The following is a 23,778-nucleotide window of genomic DNA, read 5'->3' on the forward strand; positions in this document are numbered from 1 at the left end:
CTCCACAGACAACAGAGGAGGAATCAACGCGATGGCAGTCCGCAGCACGGCGGCACCCCCAACCCCGTGGTCAAAAAATTTAGCTGAGCCAAAAATCCATCCCACTGCCTTTGTACATTCGTTTTCCAACATTATTGGAGATGTACACATAGGTGCAAATGTAATCGTAGCTCCGGGGACTTCGATTCGAGCGGATGAAGGAACACCTTTTTACATTGGTGAAAATACCAACCTCCAAGATGGTGTGGTAATTCACGGTTTGGATCAAGGTAGAGTAGTTGGCGACGACCAAAAAGAATATTCGGTCTGGATTGGTAGCAATGCTTCCATTACCCACATGGCTCTCATTCATGGGCCTGCTTATGTGGGGGATAATTGCTTTATTGGCTTTCGCTCTACGGTATTTAATGCCAGAGTGGGTGCCGGTTGCATTGTCATGTTGCACGCTTTAGTTCAAGATGTAGAAATTCCCCCAGGGAAGTATGTTCCGTCAGGTGCAATTATTACTAATCAGCAGCAAGCAGATCGCTTACCAGATGTACAGTCACAGGATCAACAATTTGCCCATCATGTGATTGGCATTAATCAGTCGCTGCGGGCTGGCTATCTTTGTGCGCAAGATAGTAAATGTATTGGCAATATAAATTCTGAGCTAGCTAAATATTATACTAGCGTTGATGTTAATGGGTTAGAAAGGAGTTTAGAAGTGGCAGGCAATAACTTGGGTGTAGAAACCGTAGAACAAGTACGCTATCTATTGGAACAAGGGTATAAAATTGGAACGGAACACGTAGATAGCCGACGGTTCCGCACGGGATCTTGGCAAAGTTGCTCACCAATAGACGCTCGTAATGTCGGAGAAGCGATCGCCGCCTTAGAAGGATGTCTGGCAGAACACAGTGATGAGTACGTCCGTTTATTTGGCATCGATCCTAAAGGCAAGCGCCGTGTATTAGAAACCATCATCCAACGACCAGGTGAAGTGGTAACAGCTACCTTTAAAACTCCTCAATATAGTAGTGGTAATGGTAGCTACAATGGTAATGGTCACGGCACAAGTGGTAGTGGCAGAATTAGTGAAGAAACAGTAGATCAAGTACGTCAACTGTTAAACAGTGGTTATAAAATTGGCATGGAACACGTAGACGAGCGCCGCTTCCGGACAGGATCGTGGCAAAGTTGTACGCCCATAGACGCCAAATCTACACAAGAGGCGATCACTGCCTTAGAAGAATGTATTAATAACCATCAAGGTGAATACGTGCGCTTGATTGGTATTGATCCTAAAGCCAAGCGTCGAGTACTGGAGAGCATTATCCAAAGACCAAATGGAGCAGTATCTCCATCTAGTAGCCAAAAAACCAGTAGCTACACACCTTCCTCTTCTACTACAACAAGCGAACGTGTTACCAGTAACCGCTTGGACTCTGAAGTAGTTCAACAGCTACAGCAACTAATTAACAACGGCTACAAAATTAGTGCTGAACACGTAGATCAAAGACGCTTCCGTACAGGCTCTTGGGCTAGTTGTGGACAAATTCAAGCTAGTTCCGCAGGGCAAGCAGCAGCAGTATTGGAAGGATATCTATCTGAATACCAAGGCGAGTATGTGCGGTTAATTGGTATCGATCCCAAAGCTAAGCGTCGAGTGTTGGAATTAATTGTCCAGCGCCCATAAGAACAGGGGAGTAAGGGAGTCGGGGAGTTTGTGAGATTAAATCGGTTTCTCCTAGCTCCTTCCCCCACCCTTACTCCTTAACAACCTTTTGAGGTAAAAATTTTATGTCTTTGCCGCCACTACGTCTGGGCAATAGCTTTGATTCTTACATTAGTGGCGAGGTGATTATTCACCAAAGTGCAGTCATTGCACCAGGGGTGATACTCCAAGCAGCTCCCAACAGCAAAATAGTTATTGGCGCAGGAGTTTGTATTGGCATGGGATCTATTCTCCATGTTCATGAGGGAACACTAGAAGTAGAAGCAGGAGCAAACTTAGGAGCAGGTTTTTTGATGGTAGGTGTTGGTAAAATTGGCGAAAATGCTTGCATTGGTGCAGCAACAACAGTTTTTAATTGTTCCGTTGACGCGGGACAAGTAATACCACCTGGTTCAATTTTGGGTTCTCCCACTCCCGAACACAAGGAGAAGGACACACAAACAAGGAAACAGGCAAACGCTGAAAATAAATATTATGTCTCCCCCACAGCCCCCAACCCCAAAGGGGATCCCTTGCCCCCACAGCCCCCAACCTCAGAGGAAACCCCTAGCCCCCACAGCCCCCAACCCCAGAGGAAACCCCTAGCCCCCACTCCCCTATCCGGCTTCCGTCCTAGTGCTCCCTTACCTGCCTCGCCATCTATACCAAATCTCAATCCCACTCCAGAAAATTCATTAGTACAAGAGGGTAATGAAAATCTTAACGGCACTCAAAAGGGTGCGTTGGTTGCACAGTCACAAGATGAATCAGTAGGAAATTTTGGTAGCGTTATTTATGGGCAAAATAGCATTAAACGACTGGTGGGTACACTGTTTCCCCATCGGCAATCTTTGAGTAAACCTCTCTCTGACGATGGTCAGTCTGAATAAGTGTTAATTGTTATGTTGTTAGTATTGATAATCCTGGAGAGTTTACATGGAGGCATACAATCAACGTGCTATTAACACAATTAAGGACAGTGCCTTGGGTTTAGTATCTACAATCAGTTTTCCGGCGATAGTAGGTACAGCGGACATGATGCTCAAATCAGCAGGTGTTCATTTGGTTGGATATGAAAAAATTGGCGGTGGTCATTGTACTGCTATTGTTAGAGGTACGATCTCTGATGTACGTCTAGCGGTAGAAACTGGTACTCAACAAGCTAAAGACTTTGGTCAATGGGTTTCTAGTTTGGTGATTCCTCGTCCTTATCCTAACTTAGACGCGGTACTTCCAATTACTGGCAGACTGAGTGAACTTACTTCCAACGGCGCTAACAATCGTTTGAGTAACCAAGCAGTTGGTTTGGTAGAAACGCGAGGGTTTCCTGCAATGGTAGGAGCCGCCGACGCCATGCTCAAAGCTGCTGATGTTCAACTAGCCGCTTATGAAAAAATTGGGGCTGGTTTGTGTACAGCGATTATTCGCGGTTCTGTGGCAAACGTCGTGGTAGCTGTGGAAGCTGGGATGAATGAAGCAGAACGCATTGGTGAGTTAACTGCTGTGATGGTTATTCCTAGACCATTGGATGAATTGGAACAAACTTTACCAGTAGCAAGTTGTTGGTTAGAAGAACGCCCAATTATCAGATTACCAGTCAATATCAAGGAACAAGTGGCTCAAACAGAATTGTTACAATTACCAGATTTAGCTCAACTCCCTGCAAAAATTACCGAGGATTTGTAGACGAAAAAATAGTATGATGGTAGCACAATGGACAATAGGAAAATGGTAATAGGTAATGGGTAATGGTAATTAAACTAATTACCAGTTGCCAATTACCAACCACCATCAGTTGGAAGGAATCTTACGCTTCGCTTGTTATTTTGATCATAACTTCTCAATTTCATAAGGAAAATACTGTCTTTTTAATAATGAGAATAGATTTATATCTATATCTCAAATTTTTTGCTAAGTATTCGGTGATACTAAATAATATTTAGAAATAGCCATTAGAGGAGAATCACCCTTGAACCAAGCGACGCTACACCAACTGAAGGTGTTTGAGGCGGCTGCACGACATGGAAGTTTTACTCGTGCCGCTGAAGAACTTTTTCTTACCCAACCCACTGTTTCCATGCAAATTAAGCAACTGACAAAATCAGTGGGTTTACCATTATTTGAGCAAGTAGGTAAGCGCTTGTATCTCACTGAAGCAGGACGGGAATTATTTGCTACTTGTCGCCAGATTTTTGAGACAATCGCTCAATTTGAAATGAAAGTCGCTGATTTAAAAGGGCTAAAACAAGGGCAGTTACGTTTAGCAGTGATTACAACAGCTAAATATTTTATACCACGTCTATTAGGTCCGTTTTGCCAACTTTACCCAGGAATTGACATATCGCTACAGGTAACAAATCATGAAGGGATACTGGAACGGATGAGCAGTAATCTAGATGATTTGTATATTATGAGCCAAGTTCCTGAACACATGGATGTAAATTTTCAAGCATTTTTAGAAAATCCTTTGGTAGTTTTGGCACCGATTAATCATCGTTTAGTCAAAGAGAAAAATATTCCGATCCAAAGTTTAGCCGATGAACCTTTTATTATGCGAGAACCTGGATCGGGAACACGTCGTTCGGTGCAGAATTTATTTGACGAACATGGGGTGACGGTGAAAGTTAGACTAGAATTGGGAAGTAACGAGGCGATTAAACACGCGATCGCCGGAGGTTTGGGAATTTCTGTTTTATCTCGCCACACCTTGTTACCAGAAGCAGCAGATTTAGCCATTTTGGATGTACAGCACTTTCCCATTAAACGGAACTGGTACATAGTGTATCCATCCGGAAAGCAGTTATCTATCGTCGCTCGGACTTATTTAGACTATCTCATAGAAGCTGTAAAAAAGATGACAAATTATTCTGTGGACAATACGGAGAAAAATTAGTGGTACTAGCAACAAAATAATCTCAAATGGCTTGACTATTAGTTGTTTAACAATTAAAACTTAACAAGCAAAATCTTTGACTATAGGGAACCCTGGCAGTGAATAACCCGGAAACACTATCTGTGCGCAAAACACTCAATAGCCAGATTGTCGCTGTTACCGTCTACTCTAACCAAGCTCTAGTGACAAGACGGAGTGTCGTGTCTTTGACAGGGCAAGAACGAGAATTGGTAATTACCCCACTGCCAGATACTCTCGAAACAGAGTCTTTTCGGATTGGGGGTGCAGGTGTGGCGATGCGAATACTTGGCGTCAGCAGTGAGCGCCTGCTCTCCACCACACTCCTGACAGAAAGGCTGGCACAGTTAACAAGACAAATTCAGCAGTTAGAAGCACAGCATCGCTATTTACAAGCTCAAGTAGATGCTTTAGCTGTACAATCAAAGTTTATCGTCGGTTTGCAAGAAAAAACTCTTGAACCTTTCGCGCAAAGTTTGTCACGCAAAAATTTGAGTCTCAGTGAAACTTTAGATTTTCTCAACTTTCTTGGTAGCCAGTATAGCGAGTATGCGATCGCTACAGGAGATTGTACGCACCAACAACAGGAAATAGACAAGCAGTTGCAAATCCTGCGTCAGCAGTTAGAACAAACACAAACACCTGTGCCACAAGAAAGTTTTAGTTTGATGATCGCAATTGAACCACAAGGTGCAGGCGAGTTAGAACTAGAAGTATCATACGTAGTTAATCAAGCTAGTTGGACTCCACTGTACGACTTACGAATAAATACGGCAAGCAACAGCTTAAATTTAACCTACCTTGCCGAAATCACCCAAACTACTGGCGAAGATTGGAATGACGTAGCTGTTACTCTCTCCACTGCTAAACCAGGGCTAGGAACTCTACCGCCCAAACTCCAACCTTGGTATATTGATGTACTAGATAAACCAGAGTTTTTAATGCGACGACGAGCGGCTGTACCTGTGCTGACTATGGCATCTGCTCCTAGTAGCGTTGATGAAGGTACAGAAACCGAAGCATTAGAGGATTTAGCCATTGCTCAAACCGTTGTCGCAGAAGTATCCCATCAAGGAACTGTGGTCACATTTGATCTGACTAGTAGTAGTAACATCAAAAGTGATGGCGCACCTCATAAAACCACAATTTTTAACGATGATTTTCCTTGTAGCTTAGATTATGTTGCAATGCCGCGTTTAGTCAGCTTTGCTTATTTACAAGCAAAGGTGAGAAACAGCGCCAATAGAGCAACTTTATTACCAGGTAAAGCTAATATTTTTCGAGACAACACTTTTGTTGGCACAACTCAATTAGAGAATATCGCACCAGGGCAAGAGTTCAAGCTTAACTTAGGTATTGACGAAGGAGTGAAAATTGAGCGTGACTTAGTTGAGCGTCAGGTAGACAAAAAACTCATTGGCAATAACCGAAAAGTAACTTATGGTTATCGATTAATAATTACTAACTTGCTCAACAAAGAAAATTATCTCAATCTTACCGAACAACTACCAGTAAGCAGGAACGAACAAATTAAAGTCCGCCTCACTCGCAGTAACCCACAAATTCAACTAGGTGAAATGGGGATATTAGAATGGGTTTTAACTTTGCCACCTCAAGAAAAACGAGAGATTTATTACCAGTTCACTGTTGAGTATCCTTCTGAGCTAACAGTTGTTGGTTTAGATATTTAGGTTCGCTCTAACTAAGTAGGTAAAATCTCTAAGTTCAACGTTCCGCGCAAAGAGCGCTCATTGCCTATGTTATAAGGGCTGAAGCCCTTACTACAAACGAGCATTTATTTACGCCTACCTACTTATGATAGCTGAGTCAGCTGAAGCACAAAATTTACAAAACTTTACATTAGGCGCTGTTAAGCTAAATTTATCGCACTTTAAAACATGGGGTAAGTATCCGAATGTAATTGTCGAAATCCTCTCCGATAGTACCGCTAAAACTGATAAGGAATTAAAGAAACAAATATATCAAGATACTTTCCGCACACCAAATTACTTCTGGTTCGATCCAAAAACTTTGGAATTTGCCGGGTTTATTTTGCTTGGTGGTAGTTACCAACCAATCGAACCTAGTAAACCTGAACATACTGTGTCATGGCTTCCCTAGCAATTTTGTAAAGTGTATTACTGCTAGCTTCGGGAGATGAGTTACTAGCGTCAAGTTCTTCTTGCATAAATATGAAATTCTCCTTTCTTGTTTGTCGATACCTTGACGTTTTTCTAACACCCAGCGATTGCCTCGTGTCCGAATTTCAATTTTCACTATAGCAATCCAGCGTTGGGTTATGAACCGCCAAGACGCCAAGAAAAGAAAGATTTGTGTTTATAAATCATTTGGGACTGCTATATTTTAAATCCGTTTTCTTGCATTAGCTTTGATAGTAACTGCATAAGGGAAGTTGATAAACCAGAAAATGGATCAATTAAAATCTCTGAAGCCTTTAAGTCAGCTTCTTGAATACACGCAGTAACGAACTCAGGCGAAAAACCAGCAATGAAGTTGAACCATCTGTGTATGGGATGGCGAACAGACTCTAAGCAAGAGTTCCTCATTAGCACCGGGAAGACGAATAAACCCAATCAGTTGTTGCTCCATTGTCTTGTCAGCTAAAACGTCAACACTGCTACTGGAGAATACAATACAATTGCACCCAATCAGTTGTGGCAATATTTCGGAAATATCCTCATTACAAGCGACATCACTTATGACTGTACTAGATGCGGCGTTCACCGGCGTTGTGCGATCGCACTCATCATCATGTACACATGTTATAGTCTGTTCTGAAACTGAACTGGAGTTTTGGGGGAAGTTGTCGGCTGAACAATCCTCGTCTACCTCGAAATCTTGCTCACTATCGCTTTCAACTTCATGTTTTGAGCTACTAGACAAATCATCCAACTGCGATGCGTCTTCAACTAATATCAGCCGTCCTTCTTTGTATGCTTGGCGTAGTGATAGAGCCGACTTGATAATGGCTTGTGCTGTTAAGCCTTCCTCATCCATCATGTTTTGTAGTGCTACCCCAGTTTCTTGATCGTGAATAGGAGGTATCTGACAATACCTTACTCCACTAGAAGTGCTTCTCCAGATGCTAGGTTTTTCAGATTTTGGCTTTTTAGGCTTGCGTTGTTCTTCGATTAACTCTTGCACACGCTGTTGGGTTATTTCGCCTAAATCCAGCAACTTGTCTAACACTGGCTGGTACTTCTTGCTGTTGTTAGCAAGCAGGAATAGGGTACTGGGTTCTATCTGGGCTAAATCTTCGGGAGAGAACTGAGAAAATACTTTAGCAATTTTCAGATATTTTTTGTCTTCCACATCCCAACCCCACGAGTGCAGTAACTGTTTATACTCTTTTTTCGATAGCCTTTGTTTTTCTTGTGCTAAATAGAAAGCGTGCTCAACTATAGATTGTGTCGCTTGAGTGAGCGTAGCAAAGGTATGATCTTGTCTTTGGGGAACTGAGTCTATCTGGGCTGTGCCAATGCTGAATAATTGTGTCATCATAATTATGTAAGTTTTTTTTGTTTGGCGATCGCTTCTTCTCGCAAAAGGAGCGATCGTTTTTGTTTTTCTAATTTTATTATACAATCTTAGCTTTTATAATACAACTACAATTACTTGTTATAATATATCTTTAAGTTTAAAAAGTTAAAGTCAAAAGCTGGTGTACTAGTGTGATAGCAGTAAAAGTACATTGGAGATGTTGAGTTGTATGGTTGCGACATTGATTAGGTGGAGACTAAAAGAAGTAATGGCTAGGTACAGCATCAAAGGCAAAGACCTAGCCAAAAAGTTAGATATCAGCACCAACGCGATGTCTTCTTTAAAAAATGCAAAGACGATGCCACGATTAGACGGAGTAGCATTGAATCTATTGTGCAACGCTCTCAACGAGCTGGCATCCGATTTGGATAAGCCGATTACACCTGCGGATTTACTAGAGTACTCGCAAGACCCCTTTAGCCCAAAGGACGCTACGACCGTATTTAGTCTATCCAAACGGCGCAAAGCAAGACTTAATCAAGCAAGTTTTGTTGAGGCAAATAATACTTCTAACTCAAAATTGATTACAGTAAATTCGGGAATTACATGAATAAAGTTTTAAAAAGGCGCGGGTGTGATGTAGCAGAAAGTAACTGTTAAGCTAAATTTATCGCACTTTAAAACATGCTGTTATGTCGGTTGCTGAATACTTAGAACTACCAAAAGATGTTATCTTTCCAGATAGCGATTTATACAGTAATGAACCACCGTTGGAAACTGAATTACATCTCAAGCAGATGATTCTGCTGATTCAATGCCTAGAATGGTTGTGGCAAAACCGTGACGACTTTTATGCAGCAGGCAATATGACGATCTACTACAGTCCATACCAGCTCAAATCCGAGGACTTTCGTGGACCAGATTTTTTTGTCGTACTGGGGACACAGCGTAAAATCCGTAACAGCTGGGTGGTGTGGCACGAAGGGGGTAAGTATCCGAATGTAATTGTCGAAATCCTCTCAGATAGTACCGCTAAAACTGATAAGGAATTAAAAAAAGAAATATATCAAGATACTTTCCGCACACCAAATTACTTCTGGTTCGATCCAAAAACTTTGGAATTTGCCGGGTTTATTTTGCTTGGTGGTAGTTACCAACCAATCGAACCGAACGAGCAAGGCTGGTTGTGGAGTCAGCAGCTTGATTTATATCTGGGAATACATACTTCAAAGTTACGTTTTTTTACTCCTGATGGACAATTAGTTCCCACGCTTCAAGAAGTTGCGCAAACAGAGACACAACGTGCAGAACTTGAAAAGCAACGTGCCGATCGCTTAGCCGAGAAATTGCGAGAATTAAATATTGACCCAGATACTTTGTAGAGTTTACGCTCTGCCGCGATGTCAATATTTAGCTTTTTAACGTAAAATTGACATTACCTGTAGCAACCCACAAATTCAACGCTTGTGAAATTGGCATATGAGAATGGGTATCAATGCCACCTCAAGAAATAAGCAACTAGACTCGTGCAATGGCTCGGAATGAACAGTGTTAATCCTATTAAAATCCTGTTTTTAGCATCTGATCCCAGTGATGCTTCTCGGCTACGCTTAGGGCAAGAGTTACGAGACATCCAGCAAGGGCTGCAACTTGCCAAACAACGAGAAAAATTTGTGCTAGAACAACGGATGTCAGTCCGTCCTGGCGATATAAGTCAGGCAATTCTGGATGTCGAGCCTCATATTGTACATTTTTCTGGTCATGGCTTAAACACAGGGGATCTGTGCTTTGAGGATGAATTAGGAAAAATTCATCCTGTAAAGCCGGATGCTCTAGCTGCATTGTTTGCACTTGTAGATGAACAAGTCAATTGTGTAGTCCTGAATGCGTGTTATTCCCAGACTCAGGCGGAGGCTATTGCTGAACACATCAAGTTCGTTATTGGCATGAATCAAGCAATTGGTGATAAGGCTGCTATTAACTTCGCTGTTGGTTTTTACAAAGCACTTGGTGCAAATCATTCAATTGGGAAAGCTTACAAGTTTGGCTGTGTTGAAATTCAACTACAAGGTATTTCAGAGCATTTAACCCCAATTCTCTACGAAAAAAAAAAAATATGTAAATAATTCGACCGAGCCAGCTAAATATATACTTGTATTGAGTGCCACTATTGATGAAGTTAACAAGCCACTAGCAGAAGCTATTATTGCTCATTTGCGTCAAATTTCGGGAGATGCATCCTTGACACTAAAAAAAATTGAGGCAGGCAGTGTAAAGCTAGTATTGGAAGGTTCTCAAGAGGGATTAGAGCGAATTTTGGCTTTGCTTAAAGAAGGCAAGCTGACTGAAATATTGGGTATTCCTGTCCAGGATGTGCAGATAGTAGCTGCCAAGGAACAGGTAATTGCAACCTCTCCTAGAAGAGTTTCGACCATGAACTCGGCGCAAGCTTATATTGCCGTTGCAAATGGGGGGTATAGCGTTTCCACCATAAAACAGGGTATAGAGGAACGTAATCTCACCATGACACCAGAGGCAGAAAAACTGGCACAATATTGGCGATCGCAGTTAATGGTAGATTGTCCAGAGCTAGGTGAAGCTAACAGAGAAAGTATTGTTCTCTGGTTACTAGGTAGCGATTCGGACAGGTTAGAGCAACTTGAACCAAAGGAACTAGACATTGCAATTCATGCGATGGGGTATCGTTGGCGGATATTAAATCAACGTTACTTGGGCAAAAGTAAAGAACGTGCTTACCGTAATCTCATCACCCGGTTAGGAAGTTTGGTAACCTTAAGAAATAAGATCCAAACTTGGGTAGCACTAAGTCGCGATCGCCAACGCAGTGTGATGGATGTACTGGTTGAAGTCATCCAAGAATTACTGCAAAGTGATAACTATATGCAACAGCAAATGAGTTACATTGCTAGCTTTACCAGTGATAAGCGGCTACAAAACGCATTGCTGTTTGCCAGCATAGAAGAATATTGCCTACGCCCAGTACGCAATCAACCGTTAATAGCTTACCGTTTTGTGAACTTTTTGAGAAGAACACAGCGTGGTGGTTTAACTCAAGTACCTACCAGTGATAATGTGAAATTGATTTCTGAAGAAATTCTGACAGATGATAGTGACAATCGGGTAAATTTAGTCGATAGTCAAGCGATCGCAGAATATTCGGAAGTAATCGAAGCTCAAGAGCAACTTGAACAGCGTCATGCTGTCAAACAGGAGTTTGAAAATTATCTACTAGCAAATCTTGGGCAAGAAGCTGTGGAGTGGCTACAACTTTACCTCCAAGGTAAGTCTCAAGACGAAATCGCCAAAAAATTAAATAAACCAATCAAAGAAATCTACCGTTTACGAGAAAAAATAAGCTACCACGCTGTACGTGTTTTTGCGGTAAAAGGTGGACCAGAACTGGTAGAGAACTGGCTGTCAATTTCTATCAGAGAACATAATCTGGGACTAACACCTAAGCAATTCGATTTTTTGCAGGAAAAACTGACGATTACACAACGCCAGGTTTTATCCATGCTCAAAGCATCTCAAACCGTAGATGCGATCGCCTCTCATCTAAAACTCAAAACCCATCAAGTTATAGGAGAATTGACTAAAATCTATTTGGTTGCACAAGCTTTAAGAACTCAACAGTGAGCAGAGCGCTGATTGAAGTCGCACTTACTCAATTAGCGGGACTAATTGAAAAGTTAATTTGCCATTTCAGCTTAGATCTGTCACCTTGAATGTATTCAGAAATAGCCTGAGCTACATCAGCACAACGATTAAGAGGTACAACATAATCGAACACTCTTGTCATCACTTTCAAAGTCTCGGATGTCCATTCTCCATCCACCACAAGCACCGCTAGTAATTCCTTGTTTTTCCCTTTCCAGTTGATAGCTGAAAACATCTTATCTTTTGCATAAAGCGAGGCGTGTCTGGAAGACGACTTTCTTACCTCTATAAAAGCTTTTGGGAATTTTTCATCGGGAATAACAAAGTCTGCTCGGAAGTTGTAAACAACACCTTCAAGATAGCTATATTCAGACTCTAACTTGTAGGGAACATCAGCATCGTCAAGAGCCTTGGCAACAATACTTTCAAGTAGTACTCTGCCAACCAAATCTCGGACAATACCCTCAAGCGTCGGTTCAATACTCTGCAATATCTGTTCACGAGTCATAACCTGACCGGGCTTTCGCTCATTCAAAATATCAGCTAGTTTCTGAGCAGCTGATTGTGAAATAGCATTGTCCGTGACATTGCCAATTTGTTTCTTGAGCGCCGCTTTACTCGTAATATTAGCAAGGCGTTGAAGAATCGGAAGCACATAGGGATTTGATTGAATATAACTAGCGTCAAATTCCTGAAGTTCTTTTGTGATCGCATACAACTCATTCAAAATATCTTTTACTCGATTTCGTAACTGAATGTACACCCCTTTTGTAATAGCTGACTCCACATCAAAAGGGACAGCTTGCATCCGAAGCAGTTCTTGCACAACCTGCTGAGCAGTGACTTTACTTGGGTCAAGCGAACTGTCAAGACCACTAAGAATAATTAGTTTTTGTTCAAAAGTCTGAATCTGCTCTGGTAAAATGTTTGCAAAGCCACTAGTTTGTTTACTTAGTTCTAGGTAAACCTCAACATACTCTGTCATGGCTTCCCTGGCTATTTTGTAGAGCGTATTACTGCTAGCTTCGGCAGATGTGTTATCAGCATCAAGTTCTTCTTGCATGAATATGAAATTCTCCAAGAGGTTTGTCGATACCTTGACGTTTTTCTAACACCCAGCGATTGCCTCGTGTCCGAAGAGTTTCAATTTTAACTATTTCAAAACCGTTTTCTTGCATTAGCTCCGATAGTAGCTTCTCAGTTTGGATGTGAACTCCATATAGAGCTGCATCTGCTACAACCAAATGTAAGTTGCTCTTATGTCGTAAAACCCGTTTTAATTCTCGAAATACTCGCTGCATTTGTGCAAAGTAAGGATACACAAGTAAGTAATAATCTTTCTTGCCTTTTTTTAATTCCTTTTGTTGCTGAAGCTCATTAACAAGCGGTTGTAGAGAATAGCGAAGATTTGTCGATAGTGATTCTGAAAATATATTTTGATTACGCTTGATGTCAGAAGGGGCAGTTGTGGTGTTAACAATTAGTTGGCGACGCACTCGTTCTGTAATTTCACGCCAAGAGCCAGCATAGCGCCAAAAATAAAGTTGCATTCTTGTCATTTCAGCAAAGTCAAAATTGTTGAGATAAGGCGGTGAAGTAACGCAAAGTGAACAGCTTTCATCCTCAAGAGGAGACATTGTTTCAGAACTCATAAAATGTAATTTTGCTTTGGTTTTAAATTTATCACCAAGCAGTTCAATGTCGTCTCTAATCTCATCACAAACTTTTTGCAGAGCGATTTGATATGGAATAGATTTCTTTTGGCTGGTAGGAGCTTTGTAAATCCCATCTGTTTGAGAGCCAGATGTCAGTTCAAGTATGCGAGAAATTATGAGACGATAAAGCGGACGATCGCTAGGAGCAATTTTATTTTCCAGTAAAAGAGACGATGCTAAAAGCCGCAACTCCTGCCCTGGGATAAGTTTTTCCAAAAAAAGTGCTGCATCTGTTGTCCAAATTTGTGTAATATCGCAAGTGTTTGGTTCAATAAATTGACAAATTCTCTTGATTTCATCTACCTGCTGTATGCAAGTAGGTGGAAATAGTTTTGCCAGGGAAATATCGTAGAAAAAAGGGTGAGCTTCAAACCCCACAGAACAAATACCTTGAGAGTTTGCCTGCACAAGGGAAGTTGACAAACCAGAAAATGGATCGATTAACATCTCTGAAGCCTTTAAGTCAGCTTCTTGAATACACCTAGTAACGAACTCAGGCGAAAAACCAGCGATGAAGTTGAACCATCTATGTATGGGATGGCGATCGCTTGTCAAATTAGTAGGAAGCTTTTCTTTCGGTGGTTCATCTTCAAAAAGCCTGAGTTGTCTCATCGATTCACGCTTATTGCTTTACGGTCATGCTCTATGATAGCTACTTCCACTATCAATTTGACCTCTGAAAACCGCTAGAGGTTGAGAAATAGTGGTTTATCAGAGGCAAGAGCATATGCATGTCTAGGGTTTTTGGGTGGCTATCGCTAACTTCGCTCCTTCAACCCGTCGTACTCTATCCATAACTGCTACAACTTGACCGTGATTTACCCCTTTATCAGCATTTAGTACAACCATCAATTGTTTTTGCGGCTCTACTTTCTCCCGTACCCCTTGTTCGAGTTGCTCGATACTAATAGCCTGCTTATTCAAAAATACCTTCCCTGCTTTGTCAATTGTCACCGTTACTTGTGCCGGACGTTCTGCTTTTCCCGTCGCTGCTTGAGGTAAATTGACTGGCAAACCTTCGGTACGAGTTAAGAATAGCGTTGACATGATAAAAAACGTCAAAATCGCAAAGATCACATCAATCATTGGTACGATGTTAATCTGTGCTGGTATATCTGGTTCATCTTGTAGACGCATAAGTTCTCTCTCCTCTTTCATAGCGACGGCGATAGAGTAATTCTAGTTGTCCACCAAACTCTTGGATCAAAGCGATTTGCCGTTGGTAAAGTCCTCGGAAGGTATTGGCAAATAATAGTGTAAAAATTGCTACTACTAACCCTGCTGCTGTAGACACCAACGCTTCACTAATACCGCCAGTTATGCCTGCGGTTCTCGCTCCCCCGACATCACCGATGTTGAGAGAAGCAAACGAAGTAATCAATCCTAATACTGTTCCTAAAAGACCTAACAGAGGAGCTAGAGAAATAATTGTCTCAAAAATATTTTGAAAACGCTTGAGTAAAGGGATTTCAGCTTGAGCCTCACTTTCCAATGCCAACCGAAACTCTTCTGGATTTGGTTGATCTAGCTCTAAAGCTGCTAAAAAAATTCGTGCAATGGGCAAATCAGCATTTTTATTTAATTTATCCAAAGCACCAACTACATTATCGAGACGGTAAAGGTTTAGCACTTCCCGTACCACACGGTTTTGGCGATGATTAACGCGATACCAAAATACTATGCGTTCGATGATTAGTCCCACTGCCAAAACTGAAAACGCTAGCAGAGGCCACATGACTACGCCACCTGCCGTGAACAAATTGTTAATTCCCATGTACCGTTTTCAACTCACTAACTTTGTTAGAGTACCAGCTAACTGGTTAAAGCTGATATTAGTTCTCAATATAAATTAAAGGAAATGATAAATTTTGTCAAATACATAGACTGTGTAAATAGCAATTTATCATCTCTAGTTCTGGAAGATTATTTCATGTAAGCTTCACATTCATGAGATTTCTAACTATTACGGGTTGTCAAATGTAAGTAATTGCAATCGTTTAATGATTGACTTTTGCTCTTGAATGTTTTATGATTTTATATTTATTGCAAAAATATAGCAACAAATACCCTAATAACATAACTCCTTTAATGTCGGCTCTACTATAGCCTTGAGCTAAGAAAGCTTTGTAATATATAAGCACTATTCTTCGCTCATATTGTGTCTGCCCCTAACTAATGAAAGATTTTAGTAATCTACTGAAAGATAAAACTCAAACTATTATAGACAACTGGGTGATAGCGGTTCGTCAAGACAAAAATATTGTCCACACGAACCATTTACCCCGTTTAGCTATAGAAAATCACATTGATCATGTTCTGATGGCGATGGCAACCGTACTGTCGCAATATCAAGAAAATGACGTTCAGCCCATCAAAGACGCAAGTTTAGAACATGGCTCTCTACGTGCTGAGCAAGGTTTTGAAGCAGCGGAAATTGCTAGAGAATATCAAGTGTTACGTAATGTAATATTTAATACTTTAGAACCAGAACTACTACAAGCATCAGCTAAAGAAGTGATTCGAGCTATAGGTTTAATTAATATTGTTTTAGATGAAGCGCTCGCCTACTGTTTTCAAAGTTACACTGAAAAGCGATTAAGTGAATTAGAGCAACTGCAAAATCAGTTATTTCTGAACAATCAAGAATTGACTCGTTTAGTTCGGACTAATCAAGAAAATATTTCTTTTCTCGCCCATGAATTAAGAAGTCCTTTAACTTCAATTATTGGTTACTCAGATTTATTTTTACGACAACAACAGAAAACAGAAGTTAAGGAATCTGCGAAAAATGTAGAACACATTGAGCGAGTACTAATCAGTGGCAGAAAATTACTCCGCTTGATTAACGATACATTAGAAATTTCCCGGTGTGATGCAGGGCAGATGAAAATAGAGCCAGAACTAACAAATGTGTGCGAATTAGTTTATGATGTGTACAAAATGTTAGAGCCTTTAATTGGAGAGAAAAATTTACAAATTTCCATCGATTGCTCTAGCTCTCTATCTCAGGTGATAACTGATCCACTACGATTACAACAAATTGTGACAAATCTTGTTAGTAATGCCATACGCTACACACAATTAGGCAAAATAGAAATTAATTGTCATAAATTAGACAATAAAAAGTGGGCGATCGCCGTTTCTGATACTGGGATTGGGATTGAAAAAGAAGCACAGAGTCAAATTTTCCAACCCTACTTTCGCGTTGCCACTGAGCAAAAATCTTACCTTCATGACAGCACCGGTTTAGGGTTAGCAATAGTTTCACGTTTAGTAAAACTCTTACATGGCAAAATAGAAGTAGTTTCTCAAGTAGGAGTAGGTTCAACTTTCACAGTTACTTTACCATTGCAAGTAGAATCCTAACTACTGTCGAGACGCGAGCTATCGCGTCTTTACAACTAACTCATCCTAATTTTAATTTGAGCAGTGCATCAACAGCCGCCGCTTTCTCAGCATCTTTTTTATTAGTACCTCTACCTTGTCCGTACTCTTGTTCACCTACAAATACCTTAGCGATGAATTCTGGAGCGTGAGGTAAACCACCTGCTTGAACAGTGACATATTTAGGTGGAGTTAGGGTGACATTACGTTGTACCCATTCCTGAAACCGATTCTTAGAATCTACATTAGAGCGGAATTCAACAATGCTTTGAGGTACAGAATCAAATAGCAGTTTCACAATAGCCCAAACAGCTTGCATATCCGAATTGTTGTCCAAATAGTAAGCGCCAATAACTGCTTCAAAAGTACTGCTGAGGAGATTAGGATTTTGTAAACCACCTTCAAGTATCGCACCTTTACCTAATCGCATCCTTAAATCTAAGCCTACCTGAATTGCAAACCTTGCCAGTTGCTTCTCATCTACTAATGCAGAACGCCTTCTTGTGAGTTCATCTTCTCCCTTATCTGGGTAACGCTCGTAGAGATATTTGCCACTCAAGAAGTTCAGCAAAGCATCACCAAGAAACTCTAGACGTTCGTTGTGTTCTCCTGCTTGGGGATTTTCATGGATGTAAGAACGATGAGTTAGCGCATGATCTAAGAGTTTTTCATCTTGGAATCTCAGAATTTCATGCATAACATTTCCTTTTAGCTTTAGTACAACAACAAGCCCATCACCTAAAAACTAATTCTACCCATAGAAGGAATGAGCTTTAAGCTTCCGACACTGTAAAGATGGAGTAGGTCGGATTGCTAATTGCTAATTGTTAATTATTAATTTTTATCATTGACCATTAGCTTTTGGCTTTTTATGGTATAATTATTTACTCAGGGAAAGCATAGTATGAGTTTGTCTGTCACCGTGGTCGAAATTCTCTCAGCGCAAGAACTACGTCGCACCATTAATCGTCTTGCATCTCAAATCGTAGAGAAAACGCGAGATTTATCCGAGTTGGTGCTAATAGGTATTTATAGTAGGGGCGTGCCGTTAGCCGAGTTATTGGCACGTCAGATTGAGGTTTTGGAAGGTGTACCTGTAGCGGTGGGGGCGTTGGATATTACATTTTATCGAGATGATCTCGATCAAATTGGGTTACGGACTCCCGCAAAAACTGACATTCCCTTTGACCTGACGGGAAAAACAGTCGTACTTGTGGATGATGTAATATTCAAAGGTAGAACAATTCGTGCTGCGTTGAATGCAGTTAACGAATACGGTAGACCAGAGTTGATTCGTCTAGCTGTGTTAATCGACCGGGGTCATCGTGAAGTACCAATTCACCCAGATTTTGTTGGTAAGCAAGTACCCACCTCTCAAAAAGAAATTGTCAAAGTTCACCTCCAAAACTGGGATGGACGTGATGCGGTGGAATTGATTGAGGATTAACTAATAGACATTTTGTGAAAAATAATGTAGAGACGTTCCATGAAACGTCTCTACAAGGATTATGAATATTAACTCTTGAGTTTTATTTAACGCATCACAGGACTAGCATGATGATGCACTATATACCACTTACCACCAAGAAGCTCAAACACGTTTGTCGCTAATGATTTTGCTTGATGTCTTGTACCACCTGCAACTTGAAGGATGTTTTCCACAAGTAAGATGTAGGCGATCGCATCACGTACTTCTATAGTAATGATTTCCGTGTTAATCTCAATGTAAGCAGTATTTTTGAATATCTTCACCCAAGAGTCACGAATTTCTTTCCAACCCCGCAGTACATCCCATCCAGGATGAACACAGACGCTACCTGTTCCACTAGACCATACTGCATCCATTGCCTCAATGTCTTTCTTTTCCAATGCTCGATAAAAAGCTTCATTAACGGCTAAAACTTCAAAATTTTTGTTGGTCATAACGATGAGTTAGGTACGAGTTCAACTCCTCAAGCACACCAGGTATAGATATCCGTAAGATCGCCCAATACGCCCATTATTTAGTTGAGTTGGTAGACGCTCATTTCTCGGTCAAGCCGATTTGTTTACTGCCACTGCCACTGGCGTTGTTACAGTGACAACGCTTAACCCTGATGACTTTGAAAATTTATCTTAGGTGGTGAAAGGAAACTGCCCAAGCTGGATTATGCGTTCTTCTTCAATCATCCATTACTTGCTTAGAGCCTTGACCAGATTTTGCTAGGTATATGCCTGCCAAAACCACGAAAAAAGCTACCCAGTTGAAAATACTTAACCTTTCACCAAAGATTACCCAGGCAAAGATTGCCGTCATTAGTGGCTCCAGCAACAAGAAAAGGGAAATAAATCCTGCCGAAAAATTTTTGAGGCTATAAGTTACAATTCCCTGACCGATCACTTGGCAGAGAACACCTAAACCAATTACTGCCAGCCATCCCGAAAAAGAACTGGGGAAAAGTTTATTTTCGCGGCTCAGGACAATTGGCAGTGTCAATAAACCGCCAACGATGCAATTCCACAGGAGTATGGTTGTTACGGAAAACTTGCTGAGGAGATGTTCTCTAATCAGAAGGTTACCACCATAGAACACAGCAGATAGTAAAGCAACAGCATCACCTAAGAAGTGATCTGGAGCCACTTGCAAATCTTCAATTCCAACGGCGATCGCTCCCCTTAATGCTAGTGTTAAGCCAACGAGAAATCTACCATCAAAGTAATAACCCAAAAATAACCAATCTCCTAAGGTCGCGAAAATTGGGGTAAGATTATGTAGTAAATTTGAGTTGGCAACGCTGGTTTGAGTCAGTGACCAAGCCCAAGTAAGTAAGCACAGCGCAGAAACACTACCTACTGCCACAAACAGGAATAAATCGCGAATTGTGTATGGCTTAGATTGCACTTTGTAGTCGTGGGATTTTTTGTGACGTGCCTTCTCGATCGCTTTGCACAGTCCTAATGTTAAACTCCCTATCCAAAGGCGATTAAAGATTGTCGCATTTGGACCTAGTTCGTTTTCGCTCAATTTAATGAAAATTGCGGCTAAGGATAAAAGTAATACTGCTATAGGTAATAATATTAACTCAATCAAATCTAGTTTTGGCTTTGTTTGTTGCTGCGACAATTCTAATTTATTGAGCATAATTAGCATTAATAAGGCAACCAAAAAACACAAGGATGAGCAGGAAATTATTCAATTTTGTCTGGACAAGATAATTAGCGAACAAGGATATTTAATTATAATTGTAGGATTTAGTTATGGCAACCATCCAGATCATAATCTGTTTGTTCGAGCCGAATGGCTACAAAAGTTAGTAGAAGAAATGCTGGAAATTGCTCAGGCAAACATTGTTTACGAGAATTCCCTACAAATCGGCTGGGAAAAAAAATTGGGCAGCAAAAAGTTTTGCCAAAATAGACCTAATTAGCTAGATGTAGTTGGCGATTTATTGAGGGGTTTGACCCCTCAATAAATTAAAAACGGCAAACCGCCTACCGATGGGTTAATTAGGCTTGCTGTACTCCCGGACGACCATTTTCTACTACAAATGAAGCACGAGTACTAATCGTGCCAGATTGGGTTGTCACGTTTGACATAACTTGATAGTCTGATTGCCAGTTTGAAGGAGTCACGATGCAGCGAACATAGCCCCGTTGATTATTGAAGAATTTAATGTGGGGGTTGTCTGGTAGGTAAGCTTCAACACCAGGGCTAGAGTCTGCCCCATCTCCACCGGAGGTAATTGAGGTACAAACGAATTCACTTCCAACTATAGCAGATTCTGGGCGATCAAAGTCAGCTTTGAGATCCATTGCCCAGTTGTTATGCACATCGCCCGTTAAAACGACTGGATTAGAAGGTTTGCGTTGTTCTAAGAAATGTAGTAGGCGATCGCGAGAAGCCAGATAACCATCCCACTTATCCATACTGAAAGTTGCGCCTTCCCCTGGTGTAAAGTCTCTCTGTGCAACAATCACCTGTTGGGCAAGTATATTCCATTGTGCCTGCGAACGATCTAAACCACGGTACAACCAATCTTCTTGACGCTTGCCAGTAATTGTTGCTGAGGAGTCGAAATTCTCTGGGCAACGTTCTTTTGTACCATCTCCACAAGGCTGATCTGTGCGATACTGGCGGGTATCTAGCACATGGAAGGTTGCCAATTTACCGAAGTTAAGCCGACGATAAAGTTGCATATCCGCTCCCCTAGGTCGCGAGAATGGTCGTAGCGGCATATGTTCATAGTATGCTTGATAGGCAAGCGCACGTCGTTGTAAAAAGACAGCGCGATCTTGATCTGGTTCGTTATCAACTTCCGAAATGTCATTGGCGTAGTTGTTTTCCACTTCGTGATCGTCCCAGGTGACAATCCAAGGAAACGCCGCATGAGCCGCTTGTAAGTTTGGATCGGTTTTGTAGAGGGCGTGACGATTGCGATAATCTTCTAAAGTGAATATTTCTGAACCATTATGCTGTCTGACACGACCTGGGGTGATTCCTCCCTCATATATATAGTCGCCTACATGCACTACTAGGTCGAGTTCTTCCTCTGCCATGTATTTGTAAGCTGTGAAGTACCCCTGCTCGTAGTGTTGGCAAGAAGCAAGTGCAAAGGCAAGTCTACTGGCGTTACTTTCTGGGCGAGGAGCTGTTCTGGTGCGACCAATTGGACTTGCTTCTGTTCCTGAGATAAACTGATACCAGTACCAAGTATCTGGTTTAAGTCTATTTACCTCTACTCGCACTGAGTGAGCGAATTCTGGAATGGTAATCTCAGTGCCTTTTGCGACAATGTTCTTCATCTTGGGATCGGTTGCCACAAGCCATTCAATTGGCACGTTGACAGATGGCATTCCTCCTCCATTTAAGGGATCGGGAGCTAGACGAGTCCAGATTACCACGCTGTTGGGATCGGGTTCTCCCGACGCTATACCGAGTGTAAAAGGATAACTGGGAAATTTGACTTGGGCGATCGCACGTTGGTGGAATTGGTTGGCAATCAAAAAACCAGTTACTGCCCCAGCCCCAACGATTAAGTTGCGTCGCTTAATGGGACTGGAAAGAAGCTGCTCAAAATTCCTATAATTTACCATTGTTTTTCCCTGATAAATCTACGAATAAGTGACGAGGTTTCCCTACTTTATTACCTTTGTTAGCGGGGATAGTTATACTGTGATATGTGGTAATCTTCACTTAGTTATGAACATTACTTTTTTTATGAACCGCCTTCGCGCAGCGTCTCGCAGAGAAGACGCCTAGAACGCCTTCACGCAGCGTCTCCGACAGGAGAAGAAAAGAAAGAATTGTGTTTACTAATTATTTGGGTGTGCTATATATGAAAACTGCTTGATTTTCCAGCTAGAGCTAAGGAGTTAGCTGTTGCTTTGCCTAAATAAATTTACCAATTAAAGATTAATTTTTTGCAAAGGAATAGTTAATATCAGCTTAATCTGCTGAAAATAGCAAACTTTATCGAGGGTTGAGGAGGAATTATGAGTATTGTAGAAACCTTGTCTCAAGCAAGTAATGCCTTGCTAATGCCAAGCGAGTCTGATTATCCTTTCGAGCCTTTTATCTGGTTAGGTGAAGGTAAAGAAGTATTAACAACTGAGAAACTCCTGCAACTGACAAATCACCCTATCAATTCACCAGTTGAGACAGTAGATTTGGATTATTTATTTCGCAACGTTGCTCAAGAACAAGAATGGCATGATGCACAACAGAAAGCGAATGTCTCAAAATTTAAGTCGCTTATAGATACGCTCAAAGCTAATCTCAAAGACTTGAAGGTTTATCGGGTTGGCATAATCGAAATTGATGTTTACATTGTTGGGAAAGCAGCAAATGATTTAGCGGGGCTGGCAACCAAAGTTGTGGAAACTTAGCAAGTTAAAAACCCCTCCCTACCCTCTCCTTATAAGGGGAGGGAGGGGGTGGGGTGTGGGGTATTTTGAACCGTCAACAGTTTATGAAGTAGGACCATTATCAACTCTAGATTCAATCACAGATTGGACAGACGTACTAATATTGGAAAGGAAGTCGTAGCCTGTTTGGGATTCGATGTAATCCACAGTGGTGCGGAATGCTCCCCAATTAGCAGAGCGATTCCCCTGAGTATTCGGGGTATCAATAGCAATGACTCGCGTATTCGTATTGACGCCACCAGTACCAGTGCCGGGGTTTGTCACGACAATAATTTTGAAGAGTCGCTCAGGAACTGTAATATAACCATTAGCTATGGTTCCTCCATAGCCGTATCCCCCCGCAATGATGTACAGTTCTTTACCCTGTTGCGTTACCAATGTCCTAGCGTAGTTTTCCAATTGTGCCCAATAGCCTTGATTGTTATCAGGTGCTTGGGGTACTATGTTGGTCATTAAGAATGTTGCTGAATTATTGGCGACTGTATTGGTTCGGTCAGCCGAAGGACACATATGTCCCCTGTCATATCCACTACCAGTGTAATCGGAACTGGTGACTCGATAATACCCAGCAGGCAGTGTAGTATCTTCGCGAAAGTTATCTTGTCTGGGAGCGCTACCGAGCCATGAAGAGTTGAGTTGCCAACTTACCCAGTTAGGAGTACTGTTTGAATCGCTGTAAGATAAAGCGTACTGGGTTTTTACCATCAAATAATTGTCGTAATTTGCTGCATTTGTAGTCGCTCCACTCGGGTTGCCCATTGTCAAGTGAACGCTAGTTTGAGCGGTTGCCTTTTTTAAAGAACTGTAAATACCAGCAGAGGCGATTAGTAAAACTACCAGCAGAAATAAAATTAATCTGCCTGCTAACCTTCTGGAGAATAGCGACTTAAACATTATCAATCAGTAAACTCACCCAATAAGTTAAGGGTATCTCTATAAGCAATATGACAGTAAGTTTTTAGATTAAATAAGGAATAAGCTTTAGTTAA

The 23,778-nt window shown here is 41.3% G+C and carries 23 protein-coding genes and 2 pseudogenes; 15 read left to right on the top strand and 10 right to left on the bottom strand.

The annotated features are described in order from the left end of the window. Positions 1 to 31 precede the first annotated feature (31 nt). From ICL16_RS26580 to ICL16_RS26605, 6 genes and pseudogenes are all read left to right on the top strand, one after another. Entirely contained in the window at positions 32 to 1,678 is a 1,647-nt protein-coding gene (locus ICL16_RS26580; protein WP_190834034.1) for a beta-carboxysome scaffolding protein CcmM, read from the top strand. Between the two features lie 104 nt (positions 1,679 to 1,782). Beyond that, on the top strand, positions 1,783 to 2,586 hold the full coding sequence (locus ICL16_RS26585) for a beta-carboxysome scaffolding protein CcmN (RefSeq protein ID WP_190834036.1): 804 nt from the start codon (positions 1,783 to 1,785) through the stop codon (positions 2,584 to 2,586). 46 nt (positions 2,587 to 2,632) lie between these two features. Next, the gene (locus ICL16_RS26590) at positions 2,633 to 3,382 is read left to right on the top strand and encodes a beta-carboxysome assembly protein CcmO (RefSeq protein ID WP_190834038.1); all 750 of its coding nucleotides are present in this window, start codon (positions 2,633 to 2,635) and stop codon (positions 3,380 to 3,382) included. A gap of 283 nt (positions 3,383 to 3,665) precedes the next feature. Next, positions 3,666 to 4,589: a LysR family transcriptional regulator gene (locus ICL16_RS26595; protein ID WP_190834040.1), complete on the top strand. Its 924-nt coding sequence runs from the start codon at positions 3,666 to 3,668 to the stop codon at positions 4,587 to 4,589. Positions 4,590 to 4,687: 98 nt separating this feature from the next. Then, entirely contained in the window at positions 4,688 to 6,298 is a 1,611-nt protein-coding gene (locus tag ICL16_RS26600; RefSeq protein ID WP_190834042.1) for a mucoidy inhibitor MuiA family protein, read from the top strand. Positions 6,299 to 6,509: 211 nt separating this feature from the next. After that, a pseudogene (locus tag ICL16_RS26605) lies at positions 6,510 to 6,707 on the top strand (Uma2 family endonuclease); the annotation flags it as partial. A gap of 390 nt (positions 6,708 to 7,097) precedes the next feature. On the opposite strand, the gene ICL16_RS47395 reads toward ICL16_RS26605, so the two are convergent. Then, positions 7,098 to 8,129: a hypothetical protein gene (locus ICL16_RS47395; protein WP_337907128.1), complete on the bottom strand. Its 1,032-nt coding sequence runs from the start codon at positions 8,127 to 8,129 to the stop codon at positions 7,098 to 7,100. Between the two features lie 208 nt (positions 8,130 to 8,337). Here ICL16_RS47395 and ICL16_RS26615 point away from each other — a divergent pair, with 208 nt between their 5' ends. The 5 genes and pseudogenes from ICL16_RS26615 to ICL16_RS26630 all read left to right on the top strand — a co-directional run bounded on the left by ICL16_RS26615 (position 8,338) and on the right by ICL16_RS26630 (position 11,765). Then, on the top strand, positions 8,338 to 8,718 hold the full coding sequence (locus tag ICL16_RS26615; RefSeq protein WP_273039504.1) for a helix-turn-helix domain-containing protein: 381 nt from the start codon (positions 8,338 to 8,340) through the stop codon (positions 8,716 to 8,718). Between the two features lie 82 nt (positions 8,719 to 8,800). Beyond that, positions 8,801 to 9,490, top strand: coding sequence for a Uma2 family endonuclease (locus ICL16_RS26620; RefSeq protein WP_190834046.1), 690 nt, complete (start codon positions 8,801 to 8,803; stop codon positions 9,488 to 9,490). 159 nt (positions 9,491 to 9,649) lie between these two features. Then, entirely contained in the window at positions 9,650 to 10,234 is a 585-nt protein-coding gene (locus tag ICL16_RS26625) for a CHAT domain-containing protein (RefSeq protein ID WP_190834048.1), read from the top strand. A 31-nt stretch (positions 10,235 to 10,265) separates the two neighbouring features. Beyond that, positions 10,266 to 10,478: pseudogene (locus ICL16_RS47400) on the top strand (hypothetical protein); the annotation flags it as partial. Between the two features lie 63 nt (positions 10,479 to 10,541). Beyond that, a complete protein-coding gene (locus ICL16_RS26630) occupies positions 10,542 to 11,765 on the top strand; it encodes a HetZ-related protein 2 (protein ID WP_190834126.1) in 1,224 nt (407 codons plus the stop codon). A gap of 28 nt (positions 11,766 to 11,793) precedes the next feature. On the opposite strand, the gene ICL16_RS44950 is transcribed toward ICL16_RS26630, so the two are convergent. The 4 genes from ICL16_RS44950 to ICL16_RS26645 all read right to left on the bottom strand — a co-directional run bounded on the left by ICL16_RS44950 (position 11,794) and on the right by ICL16_RS26645 (position 15,275). Next, positions 11,794 to 12,849 carry a hypothetical protein gene (locus tag ICL16_RS44950; RefSeq protein ID WP_202895739.1) on the bottom strand — a complete coding sequence of 352 codons (1,056 nt, stop codon included), beginning with the start codon at positions 12,847 to 12,849 and terminating at the stop codon, positions 11,794 to 11,796. After that, on the bottom strand, positions 12,833 to 14,113 hold the full coding sequence (locus ICL16_RS44955) for a hypothetical protein (RefSeq protein WP_202895740.1): 1,281 nt from the start codon (positions 14,111 to 14,113) through the stop codon (positions 12,833 to 12,835). The genes ICL16_RS44950 and ICL16_RS44955 overlap by 17 nt, the downstream gene beginning before the upstream one ends. A 123-nt stretch (positions 14,114 to 14,236) precedes the next feature. Then, complete coding sequence (locus tag ICL16_RS26640; RefSeq protein WP_190834050.1) at positions 14,237 to 14,638, bottom strand: ExbD/TolR family protein; 402 nt, start codon at positions 14,636 to 14,638, stop codon at positions 14,237 to 14,239. Continuing rightward, positions 14,622 to 15,275 carry a MotA/TolQ/ExbB proton channel family protein gene (locus ICL16_RS26645; RefSeq protein WP_190834052.1) on the bottom strand — a complete coding sequence of 218 codons (654 nt, stop codon included), beginning with the start codon at positions 15,273 to 15,275 and terminating at the stop codon, positions 14,622 to 14,624. Before ICL16_RS26645 ends, ICL16_RS26640 begins: the two co-directional genes overlap by 17 nt. A gap of 401 nt (positions 15,276 to 15,676) precedes the next feature. Between ICL16_RS26645 and ICL16_RS26650 the strand changes: the two genes are divergently transcribed. Continuing rightward, positions 15,677 to 16,867 (top strand): sensor histidine kinase, encoded by a 1,191-nt coding sequence (locus ICL16_RS26650; RefSeq protein ID WP_190834054.1) that lies wholly within the window; start codon positions 15,677 to 15,679, stop codon positions 16,865 to 16,867. A 40-nt stretch (positions 16,868 to 16,907) separates the two neighbouring features. On the opposite strand, the gene rnc is transcribed toward ICL16_RS26650, so the two are convergent. Beyond that, positions 16,908 to 17,582, bottom strand: a complete 675-nt coding sequence (rnc, locus tag ICL16_RS26655) for a ribonuclease III (protein ID WP_190834055.1) — start codon at positions 17,580 to 17,582, stop codon at positions 16,908 to 16,910. Between the two features lie 207 nt (positions 17,583 to 17,789). On the opposite strand from rnc, the gene pyrR reads away from it, so the two are divergent. After that, positions 17,790 to 18,332 (top strand): bifunctional pyr operon transcriptional regulator/uracil phosphoribosyltransferase PyrR, encoded by a 543-nt coding sequence (pyrR, locus tag ICL16_RS26660; protein WP_190834056.1) that lies wholly within the window; start codon positions 17,790 to 17,792, stop codon positions 18,330 to 18,332. Between the two features lie 86 nt (positions 18,333 to 18,418). Here pyrR and ICL16_RS26665 read toward each other — a convergent pair whose 3' ends face one another. Both ICL16_RS26665 and ICL16_RS26670 read right to left on the bottom strand, forming a co-directional pair. Next, complete coding sequence (locus ICL16_RS26665; protein WP_190834057.1) at positions 18,419 to 18,808, bottom strand: nuclear transport factor 2 family protein; 390 nt, start codon at positions 18,806 to 18,808, stop codon at positions 18,419 to 18,421. A gap of 238 nt (positions 18,809 to 19,046) precedes the next feature. After that, positions 19,047 to 20,006, bottom strand: a complete 960-nt coding sequence (locus ICL16_RS26670; protein ID WP_190834058.1) for a DMT family transporter — start codon at positions 20,004 to 20,006, stop codon at positions 19,047 to 19,049. Between ICL16_RS26670 and ICL16_RS26675 the strand changes: the two genes are divergently transcribed. Next, a complete protein-coding gene (locus ICL16_RS26675; protein WP_190834059.1) occupies positions 19,999 to 20,292 on the top strand; it encodes a hypothetical protein in 294 nt (97 codons plus the stop codon). The two genes, ICL16_RS26670 and ICL16_RS26675, sit on opposite strands and share 8 nt — an antisense overlap. A 79-nt stretch (positions 20,293 to 20,371) precedes the next feature. Here the strand turns inward: ICL16_RS26675 and ICL16_RS26680 are convergent, their stop codons facing one another. Further along, positions 20,372 to 21,958 (bottom strand): alkaline phosphatase D family protein, encoded by a 1,587-nt coding sequence (locus tag ICL16_RS26680; protein ID WP_190834061.1) that lies wholly within the window; start codon positions 21,956 to 21,958, stop codon positions 20,372 to 20,374. A 399-nt stretch (positions 21,959 to 22,357) separates the two neighbouring features. On the opposite strand from ICL16_RS26680, the gene ICL16_RS26685 reads away from it, so the two are divergent. Next, positions 22,358 to 22,750, top strand: a complete 393-nt coding sequence (locus ICL16_RS26685) for a nuclease A inhibitor family protein (RefSeq protein ID WP_190834062.1) — start codon at positions 22,358 to 22,360, stop codon at positions 22,748 to 22,750. A gap of 81 nt (positions 22,751 to 22,831) precedes the next feature. Here ICL16_RS26685 and ICL16_RS26690 read toward each other — a convergent pair whose 3' ends face one another. Beyond that, positions 22,832 to 23,683 carry a DNA/RNA non-specific endonuclease gene (locus ICL16_RS26690; protein WP_190834064.1) on the bottom strand — a complete coding sequence of 284 codons (852 nt, stop codon included), beginning with the start codon at positions 23,681 to 23,683 and terminating at the stop codon, positions 22,832 to 22,834. Between the last annotated feature and the right edge of the window lie 95 nt (positions 23,684 to 23,778).

Source organism: Iningainema tapete BLCC-T55 (assembly GCF_014698965.1).
Taxonomy (GTDB): domain Bacteria; phylum Cyanobacteriota; class Cyanobacteriia; order Cyanobacteriales; family Nostocaceae; genus Iningainema; species Iningainema tapete.